Below are 15,303 nucleotides of genomic sequence, written 5' to 3' on the forward strand. Positions count from 1 at the left end.
GGTGCCGTCAGGACTTAATCCGACTTGGGCGTCTTGGGCGGGAACATGCCGCGCGGCATGGTGCAGTGCACTCCTTGCGTGCCGTCGACGACCTGCGTCACCCCGAAGTCGGCCGCCACGCTCATGAGCGAGTAGGCGTCGTCGCGTGACAGTCCCTGCTGGTCGGTGAGCAGCGTGATCATGTCGCGTGCGGCGTTCTTGCCCGCTTCGTCCAGATCCTGATGGAAGCCGTGCACGATCCAGCAGTCGGGGGTTTCCAGCAGCGGCGAGGGGAACTCGAAATCCTTGCGCAGCACGACCTGGAACAGCACGTTGAGCGAGGCTTCGATGGCGGTGCCGCTGATTTCGCCGTCGCCTTGCGAGATGTGCGGGTCGCCGATGGAGAAGAGCCCGCCGTCGACCTGCACCTTGTAATACATGGTCGCGCCGGCGCCGATGCGCCAGTTATCGATGTTGCCGCCGTGCAATCCCGGCTCGACGGTCGTCACACGGCCCTGCGCGTCGGGGGCGACGCCTGCGGTGCCGAGGTGCGGTCGCACCGGCACACGCACGCCGGCCAGTGCCGGTTGCTTGCAGCACTCGCGATGGTCGACGACCTTGCCCGGTGTCGTGAGCTTGCCCGGATAGTCGTAGGCGTACAGGGCGTGAGCGGTGTTCGAACGGTTGTCCAGTTCGTAGATGGTGACGCGTTCCTTCTGGAAGTCGTCGTAGAGTTGCCCCCAATGCGCCGCGACGTTCGCGCCGAAACGGAAGCGGGGAATCATCTGGAGATAGCGCACTTCGAGCATGTCGCCCGGCTTCGCGCCTTCCACGTAGATCGGGCCGGTCATGATGTGCACGCCCGGATTGCGATCTTCGTGAGGAATCGTGTCGTAGATGGCGCGCACGGCGTCGTCCATCATCAGATCGGGGGCGTCGCCCGCGTGATGCGTGACCGCTTCGGCGCGAATGAAATCGCCGCTCCTGATCGTCAGCGCCGGTTTCTGTGTCGCGTCGAAGTAGCCCCAATGCACCGTGTCGGGCCGTGCGGGAAGGTCGTGAAGCATGCCATGTCTCCTGAGAATTTTTGTCGGACTGCCCGCAAACACTGTTCACGGTGAAGTCATGGTAGTGCCCGACAAAAACGCACCATTAGGAGCGTTTGACACCTTCTCTATTGCTGGGAGGAACTAACGTTTACCCGTGCTGCGCCGCCCGCCCGCGCGCCTCCAGCTGGGTGTAGATGTCTTGCGACAGGCCCAGCAACGTTTGCCGGTCGATGCCGCCCGAAATGGCATAACCGAACGTCTTGTCGACCCAGTAGAAGACCTTGACCGGCCCATCCTCATAGAAGCGGAATGCCGCCGGCTGACCCTCCACGCCGGCCGGCGAGATGCACACGGTGATGCGCTCGCCCGCGTCGTTGCGATACATGTACTGGATCACGCGCTCGTCACTGTCGGGCAGTGCGCGCCCGCCGCTCAACTGGAAGCCGCGCGCGCTGAGGTCGGGCGCATGCGCGGTGGTCTCGAGACGGCCGGCGATCCACTGCGAGAAACGGGCTTCGGTTTGTCCGTCCACGCCCGACGGCCGCTGGATCTCGGGCATGTAGACGACGTGGGCGACGGCCGCGCGCCGGGCAAAGCGCACGGCGCTGTCGGCGACCGTGACGGCGTTCGCTCTGCCACCGATGTCACCGGCGCCATCGGTCATCGCCAGCGACGGCGCGGCGGGTGACGACGGGGTCGACCACATCCGGTTGCCCTGCACGCCGATGCCGATGCCCACGACCAGCGCGGCGGCCAGTCCGGCGACGCGTGGCCAATGGGGCCAATTGGCGGCGCTCATGCGCCGGGCTCGTTGCGGTTCCGTCAGTTCAGGCATATCAGGCGCACCGGGCATCTGCCCCGGGCGCGGCTGCGGCCGTTGCAGACGGGCGGGGATCGGCTCGTCGAGCACGTCGTCGTAACGGGCGTGCAGTGCGCGCTTGAGCGCGACGATCTCGCTTACGGCCGCCGCCAGCGCAGGGTCCTCGGCGAGCGCGCGGTCCAGCTCTGCGCGGCGTTGCGGTGGCAGTTCTCCGTCGACGTAAGCATGCAGCTCGCTGTCGTCGATCGTACGGTTCCGGTCGTTCATCGCACCACCTTCAGCTTCGCGGGTTGCTGGATCCCGCCGGACGGCGAGATGCCCGACATCAGATCGCGCAGCCGCTGCCTGCCGCGCGAGAGGCGCGACATGACGGTACCGATGGGGACTTGCAGCGACGCGGCGACATCCGCATAGCTCATGTCTTCCAGTCCGACGAGCAGCACGATGGCGCGTTGCTCGGCCGGCAGGTGCCGCAAAGCTTCGTCCAGATCGCGGATTTCGAGACGGCGTGCGGGGTCGACCGGCACGGCGACTTCGCGCTCGGCGATGTCGGTTTCGTCCAGCGACACGTGCGCTGCCTGCGCGGGCGCGCGGCGCTGCTGATTGAGAAACAGGTTGTGCATGATGGTAAAGAGCCATGCGCGGGCGTCGGTGCCCGCTTCGAACATGGTGTGACGGCTCAGCGCGCGCTCCAGCGTGTCCTGCACGAGGTCGTCGGCCAACTCGGGGTTGCCCGTGAGCGCGCGCGCATACCGCCGCAGGCGCGGAACGTGGTCGTACAGCTGGTCGCGGATGTCCATGCTGTTAATTGAGGCCTGGGGCCGGGTGGTTCGGGGTCATCCGAATGAGGATCGGGGTCATATCCGGGTCAACACCTTTTCCCGACAGCTTATTCCATGCGACGGAAAAATTTCGGGCGTCGGGGAATAAGCCGGTGCGTGAGGTGTTCTACCTTGATGGCAACGCCGTTTTGAGATTCCCGAAAGTCGCACGATCCCCCCGACGTCATCCCAAGGAGCCTCCTTCGTGACAGAACCTTCCCCGTCTGACCCCCGAGCCATCTGCGTGCCTTGCCGGGCGGCGGCCATCGTCGCCGTCGTCGGCCTGCTCGCCGGTGGCTTCGCCTATGCCGCCGGCTGGCTGACCCCGCAGCGCCTCAGTGCGAACACCGTCATCGACACCTTCGAGACCAATGCCGGTGTCCACGAGGGCTTTCGCCGCAATCACGCGAAGGGCCTTTGCGTGGACGGCTATTTCGAGAGCAATGGCAACGCCGTCGCGCTTTCGAAGGCCGCCGTCTTCGCGCCGGGCCGCACGCCGGTGACCGGACGCTTTGCGATTCCCGGCCCGAACCCGACAGCATCCGACAACAGCGTGCCGATTCGCAGCATGGCCCTCATGTTCACGCAAGCCGACGGCCAGCAATGGCGCACCGGCATGAACACCACGCCGCTGTTCGCCGTGCGCACGCCGGAGGAGTTTTACGCTCAGCTTGCGGCCTCGCGCCCTGATCCGGCCACGGGCAAGCCCGATCCCGCGAAGTTGCAGGCGTTCTTCGCGGCGCACCCCGACACGCAGGCGTTTCGCGATTGGGTGAAGGGGCATCCGCCGTCGTCGAGCTACGCCAATGCGGCGTACTACGGCATCAACGCGTTCTATTTCGTCGACGCCAACGGACAACGCCAGGCCGTTCGCTGGTCGATGCAGCCCGAATTGCCGTTCGACACCGTGTCGGACAAAGAGAAGGGGGAAGCGAACTACCTCGCCGGGGAGCTGTTCACGCGCCTGAAGCAGGGACCGGTGCGGTGGCATCTGATGCTGACGGTGGCGCAGCCCGGCGATCCGATTGACGATGCGACACGTCAGTGGCCTGCCACGCGGCAGCAGATCGATGCCGGTACGCTGGTGCTCTCGCAGGCGACGTCGCAGGATGACGGCGCCTGCCGCGATATCAACTTCGATCCGACGATCCTGCCTTCGGGCATCGAGCCGTCCGGCGATCCGCTGCTCGCGGCACGCTCGGCGGCGTATGCGCTGTCGTACAAGCGTCGCACGCGCGAAGAGGCGCTGAGTGGTGCGCCGTCGGTCAAGACGTCTGCTCAGGGAGGTGCCCAATGACTCGTCCCCATCTTCATTTCAGCTTACTTCAGCGCTGGTTGCACTGGAGCATGGCAGTGGCGATGCTTGCCATGCTGTTCATCGGCGTGATCATGGTCAGCACGCTGTCGCAGGCGCACACGTTGCTGATCGCGTTGCATCGGCCGCTGGGTATCCTGATTCTCGCGCTGGTGCTGGTTCGCATCATCGTGCGGGTGACGCGCGGCAGTCCGCCACTGCCCGACAGCGTGCCGTCGTTGCAGCAAACGGCAGCGAAGGCGTCGCACTTGCTGCTGTATGCGTTGATGCTGATCATGCCGCTGATCGGTTGGGCGATGGTGTCGGCCGGTGGGTATCCGGTGACGCTGTTCGGCGCCTATCATCTGCCGCCGCTGGTGTCGACCGACGCGCGTTTGTTCGCGCTGCTGCGTGCATTGCACACGTGGCTCGCCTTTGCGCTGTTCGCGCTGGTGATCGGGCATCTGGCCGCCGCGCTCATGCACGGCCTGATCCGGCGTGACGGCGTGTTCTCCAGCATGGCGCGGGGCCGGTGAACGCATCGCTTTGAGGAGCAGCTCCTTCGGTGCGCCGAGGGGGCGGATGACCCGGGGACTCAGGAACTTAGCGCCGATTCTCCCGCGCGTCCCGGATCGCGTTCAGTTTGGCGGCGATGCGTGTGGCGTAAGCGTCGCGAAGGGCCGGTGTGGCCGAGTGATAGGCGCCGATGGCGGCCCACGTGTTGCCGTACTTCGCCATCTGACGTTGCAGGTGCCACGCGGCGATGTAGACGCTCTTGCACGGCACCATGAGGTCGTCGGTGCCAATGCCGAAGCGCGCCAGCGCTTCCAGATGCACCGAGTTGATCTGCATCAGGCCGTAGTCGACCGACCCGTTCGTGTTCGTGCGGCGGGCGTCGGGCCGGTTGTTCGATTCTTCCCACGCGATGGCGCGCAGCACATCGGCGTTCACATGGTGATAGGTTGCGGCGTCGTCGAAACAGTCGGCGTGCGACGGCCGACTCATGGTTAGCGCCACGATGGCGAGGCCCGCGAACGCGAGCGCCCGCGAGCGGTAACGACGCGGAACGAATCGATGGTCGGGCAGATCGGGCGGATAGGGCGGATCGAGAGGAAGGCTCGGGCGCATGGGGCGTCAGAAATCGGTCTTGGATTGCGGGGCTGGCGATGACGAGAACGGTGAGGCGGACGGCGGCGATCCTGCCGACGCATTCCCCGAAGGATTCTCTGGCGCACTGCCGAACGAATTATTCTGCGGACTGTTGAAACTGCTGCCGAAGTTATTGCCACCGAGGGCGGTGTTGCCGACGTTGGCATTCGGCGAGTTGGATACGTTCGAGGGGCTTTGCGGACCTCCGAAGGCATTGCCGAACGGATTGTTCATCGAATCGTCCACGGGTGTCCCGGGGCCGGAACCCGGCGTCGGGGTAGACGGCAGCACGACCGGCGTCGCTGTCGCCGCCGAGAAGCGCCAGTCGTAGTAATGCGTCTTTCCGCCGAATGTGCCGAATTGCTCGTCGAAGTGGCCTGCCTTCAGGGGCGTTGCCGACGAGCGGCTGTACACCTCCAGCACGCCTTTGTTCGTCGTCACGTACGTTATGCCCCAGTCCGTACTGCCGGTGATCGGGTCTGCGAAGATCTTGCGCAAATAGCGATGCGGCGTCGGAAAACGCGGATCGAGCAGCAGCGCAGCCAGATTCGGCGGCTGCGGCAACTGACCGGCGGGTGTGGCGTCCGCATAGGCCCGCAAGGCGTCGCTGAACTGGGCCCCGATCTCCAGCAACTGCGCTTCGCGCGCGGCCCGTTGCCATAGCGCACCCACGCGGATGGTGAGCGCCGCGACCAGTCCCAGCACGGCGACCAGAATCAGCAGCCCCACGTAGGTGAAGCCACGCTGGGCATGACGGGCGCGCCGGCAAGGGCGTGCGCGTCGTTCAATAGTCCGCATACGCCTTGCCCGCCGGGTCGGTGCCCGTCGCGCCGCTCTTCACGCAGCACACGCCCTTGTCCTCGATCACGGGAATCGCACCGGGCGGCGGCGTCGGGGTGGAGGCGCCGAAGCGCGCCGATTCCTGCGCGGCGCGCGTTGTGGCGAGAATTTGTGCACTCGGGTCCTGTGCGGCGTTCTCGGCCAGCGTCATGGTGATCCAGGTGGTGTCGCTGCCCGTCACCGGGTCGACGGGCACGGCCCGCAGATACTTGCGCTCGACCAGCTCGTTCAGATTCGCGGGGTAGTGGCCGGTGTCGTCGAAATACTGGTCGATGACCTTGCGCAGCGTGCGCAGATTCTCGGCTAGCACGGTGTTCTTCGCCTTGCTGATGGCGGGCACGTAGTTCGGGATCATCAGCGTTGCGAGCGTGGCGATGATGCCCAGCACCACCAGCAGCTCGATCAGCGTGAAGCCGCCGTAGCGGCGCGCGCCACGAGCGCCACGCGATGCACGATGGGATCGGGACGAACGGGTTTTCGGTAGGCGGTTCATGTCGAAGTCCACGCAGCAGTGTCTTTCCCGGTGTCGTTACCAGAGCCGATAGGGCACGCCGTTCAGGCTCACGCCCTGCGACAGGGTGTAGACGTCGTAAATGTCCTCGCCCTCGGCCGGCGTGTCGGGCGGGCTCGCGTAGCTGCGCTTGCCCCATGTCTGCGAGTCCGTGAGCGAGTCGTCGTTGTTGAACGGATCGCGGGGAATGCGTCGCAGGAAGTACTGCCGTTTGCGCTTCGGATCGCGCATGTCAGGCACGCCCTGCACGAGGATTTCGAGCGAGGGCGGGTAGCCCGTCTCCGTGGCCTTCTTCTCCATGTGACCGGTATCCCACGCGCGCTTGTAGGCATCGATGGCGTGGCGGATTTCGCGCAGATCGCGCGCAAGCTCCTGTTCCTGGCGACGCTGCACGGCCAGTTGCGATACCGGCACGGCGAGCGCGGCGAGCATTGCCATGATGGCGAGCGTGACCAGCAGCTCGATCATCGTGAAGCCGCGCTGACGCCCGCCGCACGGGCGTCGTGTGGCGCGGTGAGCGTGGTGAGCGCGGCGCGGCAGGCGAGGCGTCGGCATCGGTTTGGGCATCAGCGCGGCGCGGGCGCGCCGCCCACGGGCACCGGTTGTTGCGACGAAAGCGGCACGGGGTCGCTGGTCGGGCCGAGCACGGTCGTGGGTGTCGGCGCAGGCGGCGGCACGGGATTGCCGGGCGGTGGCGGTACCGCACCGCCGGCAGGGGGAGCGGCGGCAGCGGGCGGCGGCAGCGGCGCCACCGGTGCCGGCTGCGTCGGCGCAGCCACAGCCGGTGCGCCGTGCGACGCCTCGTACAGCGACAGCCCGTTGGCCGCCACAGCGGCACCGCCTGCCCCTGACGTGGTCATCACCACGCCCGGCACGACGGTAGCGGTTTGCGGGCGCGGCGTGGCGTCCGGCAGTGCCGGTGCGGGACGACGACGGAAGTTGCCTTGCGTGCCGGACAGGAACTCGGTGGCGCGCTCGGCGGGGCGCACTACGTTGCGCACGATGTGCGGCGTGATCGACAGCACGATCTCGGTCTTCTGATCGTTGTTCGTGGTGTTGCCGAACAGGCGGCCGAGAATCGGGAAGTCGCCAAGGCCCGGAATCTTGTTGCCCGAGGTCTGTTCCTGATTGTTGAGCAGACCGGCGAGGACCTGATTCTCGCCGTCCTTCAACTGGAGAACGGTCGAGGCCTGACGCGTGCCGATCTGGAACACGGTGCTGCCGGAGTTCGTCGTCGTCTTCGCGCCCAGGCTGCTGACTTCCATCGAGATACGGATGCCGACCTGATCGTTCATGTAGATGGTCGGCTCGACATTGAGCGTGAGGCCCACGTCGATATAGCTCACCGATTCCGACGCAAACGCGCCGACCCCGGCCCCCACGGTCGTGGAGATGACCGGCACCTTGTCGCCGATCAGGATCTTCGCCTTCTCCTTGTTGCGCACGCGAATGCGCGGGTTGGCGAGGATGTTGGTGTCGCCGTCGGTGGCATTGAGGTTGACGGTCGCGGACGGCGAGCCCACGCCGACGGTATTGCGCGTGGGCGAGAGCAGATCGGCCAGCGTGAGCGCCGAACCGCTGCCTGCCGACGACAGCGGCGTGAGCACCACCTTGTCCGGCCACTGAATGCCGAGGTTCTGCAACCGGCTGCGCGTGATTTCCATCACTTCCACGTCGAGCACGACTTCCGGCTCGGCGCGGTCCTGAAGCGCGACGACCTGCTCGGCGACCTTGATCGCCTCGGGGGAGTCGCGCACGATCACCGCATTGAGCTTCTCGTCGACGACGATGTCGGTCGATTTGGTGAGCGTCTTGAGCGAAGCGGCGACCAGCTTGGCGTCCGCATTGTTCAGGAAGAACGTGCGCACGACCATTTCCTTGTACTCGCGCACCTTCGCGGGCAGATTCGGGTAGATGAGCAACGTGTTGTTGTCCATCACCTGCTGTTCGAGCTGGTTGGTCACGAGCAGGAAGTACAGCGCCTGCTCCACGGTGCTGTTGCGCAGGGCAATCGAGACCTTGGTGTCCGCCTTCAGGTCCTTGTCGAACACGAAGTTCAGCCCCGAGCGCTGGGCGATGACCTGAAACACCTGACGCAGGGGCGCGTCGCGAAATTCGATCGACAACGGCTGACGGTAGGCGTCGGACAGTTCCGCGCTGAGTACCGGTTGCGCCGCGCGTGACTCCACTTCGGCGAGCATGGCACGGGCTGCGTCGTTGTCGGGCCGCTCGCGCAGGATCTGTTCGAGCGTCTTGCGCGCGGCGTCGAAACGTCGCTCGTCCATGGAAATCGACGCCTGCTTGATCATGCTCTGGTGACGCAGCAGGGCGTCGAGCGTGCGCAGATCGGCTTTCGCCTTCTCGTTGTTCGGATCGAGATCGAGCGCGCGCTTGAACCACGGCCGGGCGGCTTGCAGCTTGTTCGCCGTCATCTCCTTCTCGCCGTTGTTGATGAAGTCGAGCAAGGTCTTGTCGCGCGCGTTGATGTAGATCAGGCGGTACTCGCCGTTGGCCGGATCGCGCTGGCTCGCTTCCTGCAACTTCTTGAGACCGGCCTCGGGCTGGTCATGAGCGATGAGGTCGCGACCGTCGCGCAGCGCCATTTGGGCCGCGCAACCGGAAAGCGCGAGGAGTGCAAGCACCACCGTCGCGCGCAAGGTCACGGTCCGGGCCAGGTGCGACGAGCGTGACGAAGGCGACGACGAAAAGAATGCGACGGGCAACTTCACTGCGCGCCTCCGATATCCAACTCTTGCTGCTGGTTCATGGGGATGTAGATAAGCGACAGGCGAGGCGGCTTGATCGACTCGACGCGGTACACGTCGTCGACGACCGAGTTCTCATGCACGATGAAGGTCTTCTCGCCGCGCGCCAGATAGACCTCCCAAGCCCCGGCGGCCTGCGCCTTGCCGAGATACGTGAACGGCATCGGCGGCGCGGTAGGCGGCAGCGGTGCGAGGGGCGCGGGCGCGGATGACGGCGCGGGCGGCGGTGGCCCCCAGTTCTGACTGGCGAACAGGCGCGCCGATGATGCAGGTGCTCCGTCGGTGTCGACGAGATGCTCGCGCGGCGTCGGCGCGACGATGGACGATGCGCCGACGCTCGGGCCGCTGCCCGACACGAACGCACGCACCTGCGCGAGCAGTTCGCGTCGGTAGGCGGCAAGGTCGTCTGCTTCGGTATGTGTGTCCGCCGTGCTTGCGGCCATCGCTTGACTGGCCCCGGGAGCCGGACGCACCCGCGCGTGCGTGACCGGCAGCGCAGGCGAGACAACCGGCGCGCTCGACGACGTATCGAGGAACGGCAAAAACGAAGGATCCGCGAGCGCAGCCGCAATGCTGGCGGCGAGCGAGCCCCACAGCAGCCATCTACGCCGCGTCATGGGGTACGCACCGGGCCGTCCCGGAGATAGAGCGTGAAGCGCACCTGCGCGCTCACGGCGGCGTCGCCAATGGCGTCGCGCTTGAAGTTGATGTCCTGCAAGGCCGCGAACGGCAGCGTCTTCAGCACTTCGAGCACGAAATGCCAGATGGCGTCGTAGTTGCCCTTGAGCGGCAACACGACCTGACACGTGGCGACGTGCGCGGCGTTGTCGTAGCCGTACTGATACTCACCCTGCTTGAGCGTGAGGCCGTTCTGCTTCGCCAGATCGAAGAACAGCTTGATGTGCAGGTCGTTCTGACGACGGTTGCCCAATGTCTCGAAGAACGCCAGCAGTCCCGCGTCCACGGGGGCCGATGCCTGCGATGGACCGTACGGGCGGCGCTTGCCGGAGACCGCGGCCACGACTGACGACGTATCGTCTCGCGTCAATGCCAGACCGAACGCCGCGAGCGCCATCAGCGCACACAGCAAGCATGCGAGCACTGCCGCTCGCGCGACACCCAGACGGGCGAACGCGATGCGCGCGCGCAGCAACGGCGCAGTCGGTCGCGCAGGCAGACGCAGGCTCAGTGAGCGGCCGATACCGTCCATACGGCCTCCAGGACAAAGCGAATCGGACGGTTGATGTCCTGTTCGTTGATTTCGTGATGCGTCAATTGCACGTCGGAGAAGAAGGGCTGTTCGCGCAGCACACGCAGGTAAATGATCATGTCGTCGGGAGACGTCGTCTCTGCCGTGATGCGCACCGAATGCCGGTTGACGTCGGGGGCGAGCGAGAGCAGGGCGACGTTCGCCATGGCCGAGGCGTCGAGTGCATCGCGCAGTTCGCGCCACGGCAGATTGAGCGTGCGGGCGATGGCGTTGATGGCGTTCGCCTGCGCCACGGGCACCACGATGGGGGCGACCGGTGGATTGGCGCGAGCGTGCGCAGCCTCACGTTGTGCAACGCGCTGTGCGGCCGCTTGCCGCGCCTGGTCGCGCACATAGACGCGGTAACCGAGCACCGCCGCCACCGTGGCGATCACGACGGCGAGCGCCAGCACCACGCACCAGCGCGGTGATAGTTGTCGTAGCGTGCGCTGCCAGCCGCGCGGTGCGAAATCGATGGCGATGCGTGTCATGCCGCTCATACCAGCGCTCCGCCCGTCGCGAGGACATCGGTGGCCTGCCAGTCGTGTCCGTCGCTTGTTTCATGCACCGCCGCCGACGCCAGCGTGTTCACATGCAGTGCCGCGAGCGTGACACGTGCGTCGTTCCGCACTGTGCCGCACAGATGCAGTGTCGTGGCCGGTGCGACCCCCATGAGCATGGCGGTGCGCGCCAGTGTCTGGGCGAGCCAGTAGATGTCGCGGTCCGATGGCATGGTTACCTCGTGAATCGCATGCAGTCGATGGTGCGCGTCGCTACCGTTGGCGATGCCGATGCGCATCAGATCGTCATGCATGACGGCAAACCAGCCGGGTGTGCGGCATTGCCGCTGCCAGCGGTTCCACGCACGCACGAATTGCGGCGCGATGCTCGTGACAGGGACGCGGCACGCCTGCGCCGTCACGACCAGCGTATCGACGAGTGCACGAGGCAAAGCTGCCGTGCAGAACGGATGCGTGACTTGCCAGTCCCCGGCGATCTGCCAGTGCTCGGGTGTCTCGCCGAACAGATTGGCAAAGCGCAACATGGCGGCGCCCTCGATGTCGGATGGGCGTGTCGCACCGGCGGGCGGCGTGGTCATCCACAGGCGTGCGAGGCGGTCGTCGAACACGATGTCGAGCGTGGCGCGACGCGCGGCATGCTGGCTGAGCAGATCGTGCACGGCGTCGCGTAGCGCAGGCACATAAGCCTCGCCGGAGAACGCCGCGAGCGACGACGAGCCGAGCACCCGCCACGTCTGCAACTTCTGCGACTTGTGCGACTTCTGCGACGGGTGTTCGCGCAGTACCAGACTTGCCGCATCGCGCGACACGCCCAGATGCAGGGATTGCGCTCGCCATTCAAGCATTCGTCGTCACCCGTCGCACTTCTTCCAGCGTGCTGTCGCCCGCGCGCACCAGCATCAGTGCGGCGTGGCGCAGACTGCGTGTGCCGTTCGCGTGTGCTGCGGCCTTGATCTGGCGGATCGGGCGCTTGTCCACGACCAGTTCGCGAAGCTCGTCGTTGAGCATCAGGATCTCGGCAATCGAGCGGCGTCCCTTGTAGCCCGAGCCACGGCACTGCGAACAGCCGCGACCGCGCATGAAGCGGAAGTCGGCGACGTCGGCGCGTGTCAGGCCCACGCTGGCCAGCTCGGCGTCGTCGGGCGTCGGGGCGTCTTCCCGGCAATGCGGGCAGTTCACGCGCATGAGCCGCTGGGCCCAGATGCCGTTGAGTGCCGAGACAAAGGCGTAGGGGTCAATCCCCATGTGGTTGAAGCGGCCGAACACGTCGAACACATTGTTCGCGTGCACGGTGGTGAGCACCAGGTGACCCGTCAATGCAGATTGCACGGCGATTTCCGCCGTCTCGCGGTCACGGATTTCGCCGACCATGATCTTGTCGGGGTCGTGACGCAGGATTGAGCGCAGGCCCTTCGCGAAGGTCAGGCCCTTCTTCTCGTTCACGGGGATTTGCAGGATGCCCGGCAGTTGGTACTCGACCGGGTCTTCGATGGTAATGATTTTCTCGCGGCCGTCGTGAATCTCGGTGAGCGCGGCGTAGAGCGTGGTCGTCTTGCCCGAGCCGGTCGGGCCGGTCACGAGCAGCATGCCGTACGCTTCGCGCGCGAGCGCCCGCAGGCTGACGAGCGACGCCGGATCGAAGCCGAGCGCTTCGAGCGTGAGCGCACCGTACGCTTCGATCATGGCGCGCTTGTCGAGAATCCGGATCACGGCGTCCTCGCCGTGAATGCTCGGCATGATCGAGACGCGCAAATCGATGTCGCGCCCGGCCGCCTCCACGCGGAAGCTGCCGTCCTGCGGAATGCGTCGCTCGGCAATGTCGAGTTCCGCCAGCACCTTCAGGCGCGAAATCGCCTGCTCGGCGAGGTCCGTGCCGCGTGCCGACGCCGCATGATCGAGTACGCCGTCCACACGATACTTGATGGCCAGTCCGGTCGCCGTGCTCTCGAGGTGAATGTCCGACGCGCCCGCCTTGAGGGCGTCGTATAGCGTCGAGTTGACGAGCTTGACCGCCGGACTTGCGCCTTCGGCAACGCTGGCGAATGACAGGCGAGTCGACGTACGGTCGCTCCCCACGCTCTCGCCGTCTGCGGAGACCACGTGATCGATGGCCCGCGCCGTCTCCTCCTGTTTGGCGAGGTAGGCGCGGAGGTCGTCGGTCAACGCCAGCGCGAAGGGCAGGGGCGCCGGGGTCGACGCGCGCGCGCCGAGCCAGACACGCAAGTCCAGATCGAAGGGATCGCTGACGACGCCCACGAGCGCGCCGTCCGCACGCGCGAGCAGCACGCAATGGCGCTGCAAGGACTGCGAGAGGGATACCGTGTCGAACGCCGGTTTCGCGGCGAGCATGTCGGCCAGATCCATCACCGGCAAGCCCAGTTGCGTGCCGAGGGCTAGCACCACGTCACGCAGGTCGCCGCCCGTGAGCGAGTGCAGCGCGGCGACGAGATCCTGTCCCGTCTCGCGCTGAATCTCGCGGGCGCGGGCGACCTGTGCGGCGTCGATGAGCGTGTCGGGAGGGCTGAGGTCGAGCGTGCTCACGAGAGATCTCCCGCCAGATCGAAGATGGGCATGTAAAGCAGGATCACGATGGCGCCGACGACAAGGCCGATGGCCGCCATGAGCACGGGTTCGAACGAGCGCGTGAAGCGGTCGATCCAGCGATCGATTTCGCCGTCGTAGAACGCCGCCGACTGGGTGAGCATCGGGCCCATCTCACCGGTACGCTCGCCCACGCGCAGCATGCGCAGCGAGATCGGCGTGGTGAGGCCTGCGGCTTCGAAAGCGGTGGACAGCGGCGTGCCCGCATCCACGCTTGCCGACGCGGTGGCGAGCGCGGCGCGCAGATTGACGGACGCCATCGGTTGCACGGTCGCCAGCGCGCGCAGGATCGTGATGCCGCCTTCGAGCAGCATGCCGAGCGTGAGATACACGCGCGCCAGTTCGTAGATACGCACGCGCTCACGCAGCACCGGAATGCGCGAGAGCAGCAGCACGACACCGCCCCGGCTTTGCAGCCGTCGCCAGAGCATCACGAGCGACAGCACGAAGGCGCCTTGCGCTGCGAGGAACAGCGTGGTGTGCCCGCTCACAAGCTGCCCGAAGTCGAGCATCAGTTGCGAGGCGAACGGCAGTTGCCGCCCCGCGCCCTGATACACCTCGGCGAAGCGCGGCACGACGTACATCATCAGGAAGAAGCTCACCGCGCCGCCCACTGACATGAGGATGCAGGGATAGATGGCGGCGCTCACGACCTTGTTGCGCACGCTGTCCACGCGCTGCTGGTAGTCCACGTAACGGGCCAGCGAACGCGGCAGATCGCTCGTACCTTCGGCGGCCTGCACGATGCCGACGTAGAGCGGCGGGAAGATGCGCGGTTGTTCGGCAAGTGCCGCAGAGAAGCGCTTGCCCGACGACAGGCTTTCGAGCAGCCGGTGCAGACATTCGCGAACGCCCGGATTGCTCTCCTTCTCGTGCAACGCCTGGAGCGATTCGACCACGCCAAGCCCCGCGTTGATGAGCGCGAGCAACTCCTGGCTGAAGAGCACCAGCGAGAGCTTCTTCGCACCGGTCACGCCCTTGCCGCGACCTAAGCGAACCAAGGGCAACCCGGACACCCTCACGGTCCGGACTTCGCTCACGAAGCGGCCGTCGGCCTGCGCGCGACGGCGCGCGTCCTCGGGGCTGTCTGCCTCGATACGAAGGGTCTCGATCGTGCCTTGCGGGCCTATCGTGCGGACGTCGAAATGCATGCGCCGGCGGATATCGCGGATGGGCGAACGGGGGGCGCTTACTGCGAGACGATGTCCGCGTCGTCGCCGGTGCCGCCCGGCTGGCCGTCGCGACCGTAGGACATCACCTCGTACTCGCCCTTCGTGGCAGGCGACGTGTATTGATAGGGATGGCCCCACGGGTCGAGCGGAATCGCCTTTTGCAGATACGGGCCATTCCACGCCTGACCGGCGGAGGTCGGCGCGACCATCAGCGCATTAAGTCCCTCGGCCGTGGTGGGGTAGCGGCCCACGTCGAGACGGTAGGCGTCGAGCGACTTGGTGAACGCGTCGATTTGCGCTTTGGCCACCGTCACTTCGGATTTTCGCAATTGCGCAAAGTACTTCGGTCCGACATATGCCGCGAGCAAACCGATGATGACCACGACCACGAGCAATTCGAGCAGCGTGAAACCTCGCTGAGCGCGACGTTGACTGAAGGCGGAGGCGCGACGGCGGGCAGGCAGGCTGAGTTTCATGACGCGTGAGCTCGAAGTGAGTGTGACGGCGGATCGTTGCCCGAACTAAACGACGT

Annotated in this window: 17 protein-coding genes; 2 read left to right on the forward strand and 15 right to left on the reverse strand. The window is 66.0% G+C overall.

What is annotated here, in order from left to right; translation table 11 throughout:
- Window positions 1–14 precede the first annotated feature (14 nt).
- The 3 genes from C5N93_RS17195 to C5N93_RS17205 all read right to left on the reverse strand — a co-directional run bounded on the left by C5N93_RS17195 (window position 15) and on the right by C5N93_RS17205 (window position 2,648).
- Window positions 15–1,046, reverse strand: a complete 1,032-nt coding sequence (locus C5N93_RS17195; protein WP_242560240.1) for an acetamidase/formamidase family protein — start codon at window positions 1,044–1,046, stop codon at window positions 15–17.
- Window positions 1,047–1,176: 130 nt separating this feature from the next.
- A complete protein-coding gene (locus C5N93_RS17200; RefSeq protein ID WP_242560241.1) occupies window positions 1,177–2,115 on the reverse strand; it encodes an anti-sigma factor in 939 nt (312 codons plus the stop codon).
- Window positions 2,112–2,648, reverse strand: coding sequence for a sigma-70 family RNA polymerase sigma factor (locus C5N93_RS17205; protein ID WP_242560242.1), 537 nt, complete (start codon window positions 2,646–2,648; stop codon window positions 2,112–2,114). The genes C5N93_RS17200 and C5N93_RS17205 overlap by 4 nt, the downstream gene beginning before the upstream one ends.
- A 286-nt stretch (window positions 2,649–2,934) precedes the next feature.
- Between C5N93_RS17205 and C5N93_RS17210 the strand changes: the two genes are divergently transcribed.
- Complete coding sequence (locus C5N93_RS17210; protein ID WP_301232333.1) at window positions 2,935–3,966, forward strand: catalase family peroxidase; 1,032 nt, start codon at window positions 2,935–2,937, stop codon at window positions 3,964–3,966.
- A complete protein-coding gene (locus C5N93_RS17215) occupies window positions 3,963–4,499 on the forward strand; it encodes a cytochrome b (protein ID WP_242560244.1) in 537 nt (178 codons plus the stop codon). Before C5N93_RS17210 ends, C5N93_RS17215 begins: the two co-directional genes overlap by 4 nt.
- A 67-nt stretch (window positions 4,500–4,566) precedes the next feature.
- Here C5N93_RS17215 and C5N93_RS17220 read toward each other — a convergent pair whose 3' ends face one another.
- The 12 genes from C5N93_RS17220 to gspG are packed head-to-tail and all read right to left on the reverse strand — an operon-like array spanning window position 4,567 to window position 15,247.
- Window positions 4,567–5,091, reverse strand: a complete 525-nt coding sequence (locus C5N93_RS17220; protein ID WP_242560245.1) for a lytic transglycosylase domain-containing protein — start codon at window positions 5,089–5,091, stop codon at window positions 4,567–4,569.
- Between the two features lie 6 nt (window positions 5,092–5,097).
- Complete coding sequence (locus C5N93_RS17225; protein WP_242560246.1) at window positions 5,098–5,910, reverse strand: type II secretion system protein; 813 nt, start codon at window positions 5,908–5,910, stop codon at window positions 5,098–5,100.
- Window positions 5,897–6,445: a prepilin-type N-terminal cleavage/methylation domain-containing protein gene (locus C5N93_RS28470; RefSeq protein ID WP_347403312.1), complete on the reverse strand. Its 549-nt coding sequence runs from the start codon at window positions 6,443–6,445 to the stop codon at window positions 5,897–5,899. The genes C5N93_RS17225 and C5N93_RS28470 overlap by 14 nt, the downstream gene beginning before the upstream one ends.
- Window positions 6,446–6,481: 36 nt before the next feature.
- Entirely contained in the window at window positions 6,482–7,030 is a 549-nt protein-coding gene (locus C5N93_RS17235) for a type II secretion system protein (protein ID WP_277990338.1), read from the reverse strand.
- The gene (locus C5N93_RS17240; protein ID WP_242560247.1) at window positions 7,030–9,192 is read right to left on the reverse strand and encodes a secretin N-terminal domain-containing protein; all 2,163 of its coding nucleotides are present in this window, start codon (window positions 9,190–9,192) and stop codon (window positions 7,030–7,032) included. The genes C5N93_RS17235 and C5N93_RS17240 overlap by 1 nt, the downstream gene beginning before the upstream one ends.
- A complete protein-coding gene (locus C5N93_RS17245; protein WP_242560248.1) occupies window positions 9,189–9,845 on the reverse strand; it encodes a hypothetical protein in 657 nt (218 codons plus the stop codon). Before C5N93_RS17245 ends, C5N93_RS17240 begins: the two co-directional genes overlap by 4 nt.
- Window positions 9,842–10,438 (reverse strand): hypothetical protein, encoded by a 597-nt coding sequence (locus tag C5N93_RS17250; protein WP_242560249.1) that lies wholly within the window; start codon window positions 10,436–10,438, stop codon window positions 9,842–9,844. Before C5N93_RS17250 ends, C5N93_RS17245 begins: the two co-directional genes overlap by 4 nt.
- On the reverse strand, window positions 10,414–10,977 hold the full coding sequence (locus C5N93_RS17255; protein ID WP_242560250.1) for a PilN domain-containing protein: 564 nt from the start codon (window positions 10,975–10,977) through the stop codon (window positions 10,414–10,416). The genes C5N93_RS17250 and C5N93_RS17255 overlap by 25 nt, the downstream gene beginning before the upstream one ends.
- Entirely contained in the window at window positions 10,974–11,843 is an 870-nt protein-coding gene (locus C5N93_RS17260; protein ID WP_242560251.1) for a hypothetical protein, read from the reverse strand. Before C5N93_RS17260 ends, C5N93_RS17255 begins: the two co-directional genes overlap by 4 nt.
- Window positions 11,836–13,539 (reverse strand): GspE/PulE family protein, encoded by a 1,704-nt coding sequence (locus C5N93_RS17265; RefSeq protein WP_242560252.1) that lies wholly within the window; start codon window positions 13,537–13,539, stop codon window positions 11,836–11,838. Before C5N93_RS17265 ends, C5N93_RS17260 begins: the two co-directional genes overlap by 8 nt.
- Window positions 13,536–14,750, reverse strand: a complete 1,215-nt coding sequence (locus tag C5N93_RS17270) for a type II secretion system F family protein (RefSeq protein ID WP_242560253.1) — start codon at window positions 14,748–14,750, stop codon at window positions 13,536–13,538. Before C5N93_RS17270 ends, C5N93_RS17265 begins: the two co-directional genes overlap by 4 nt.
- Window positions 14,751–14,788: 38 nt before the next feature.
- Window positions 14,789–15,247, reverse strand: a complete 459-nt coding sequence (gene gspG, locus C5N93_RS17275; RefSeq protein ID WP_242560254.1) for a type II secretion system major pseudopilin GspG — start codon at window positions 15,245–15,247, stop codon at window positions 14,789–14,791.
- Window positions 15,248–15,303 lie beyond the last annotated feature (56 nt).

It is taken from the genome of Pandoraea sp. LA3 (assembly GCF_022696215.1).
GTDB classification, from domain to species: Bacteria; Pseudomonadota; Gammaproteobacteria; order Burkholderiales; family Burkholderiaceae; genus Pandoraea; species Pandoraea capi.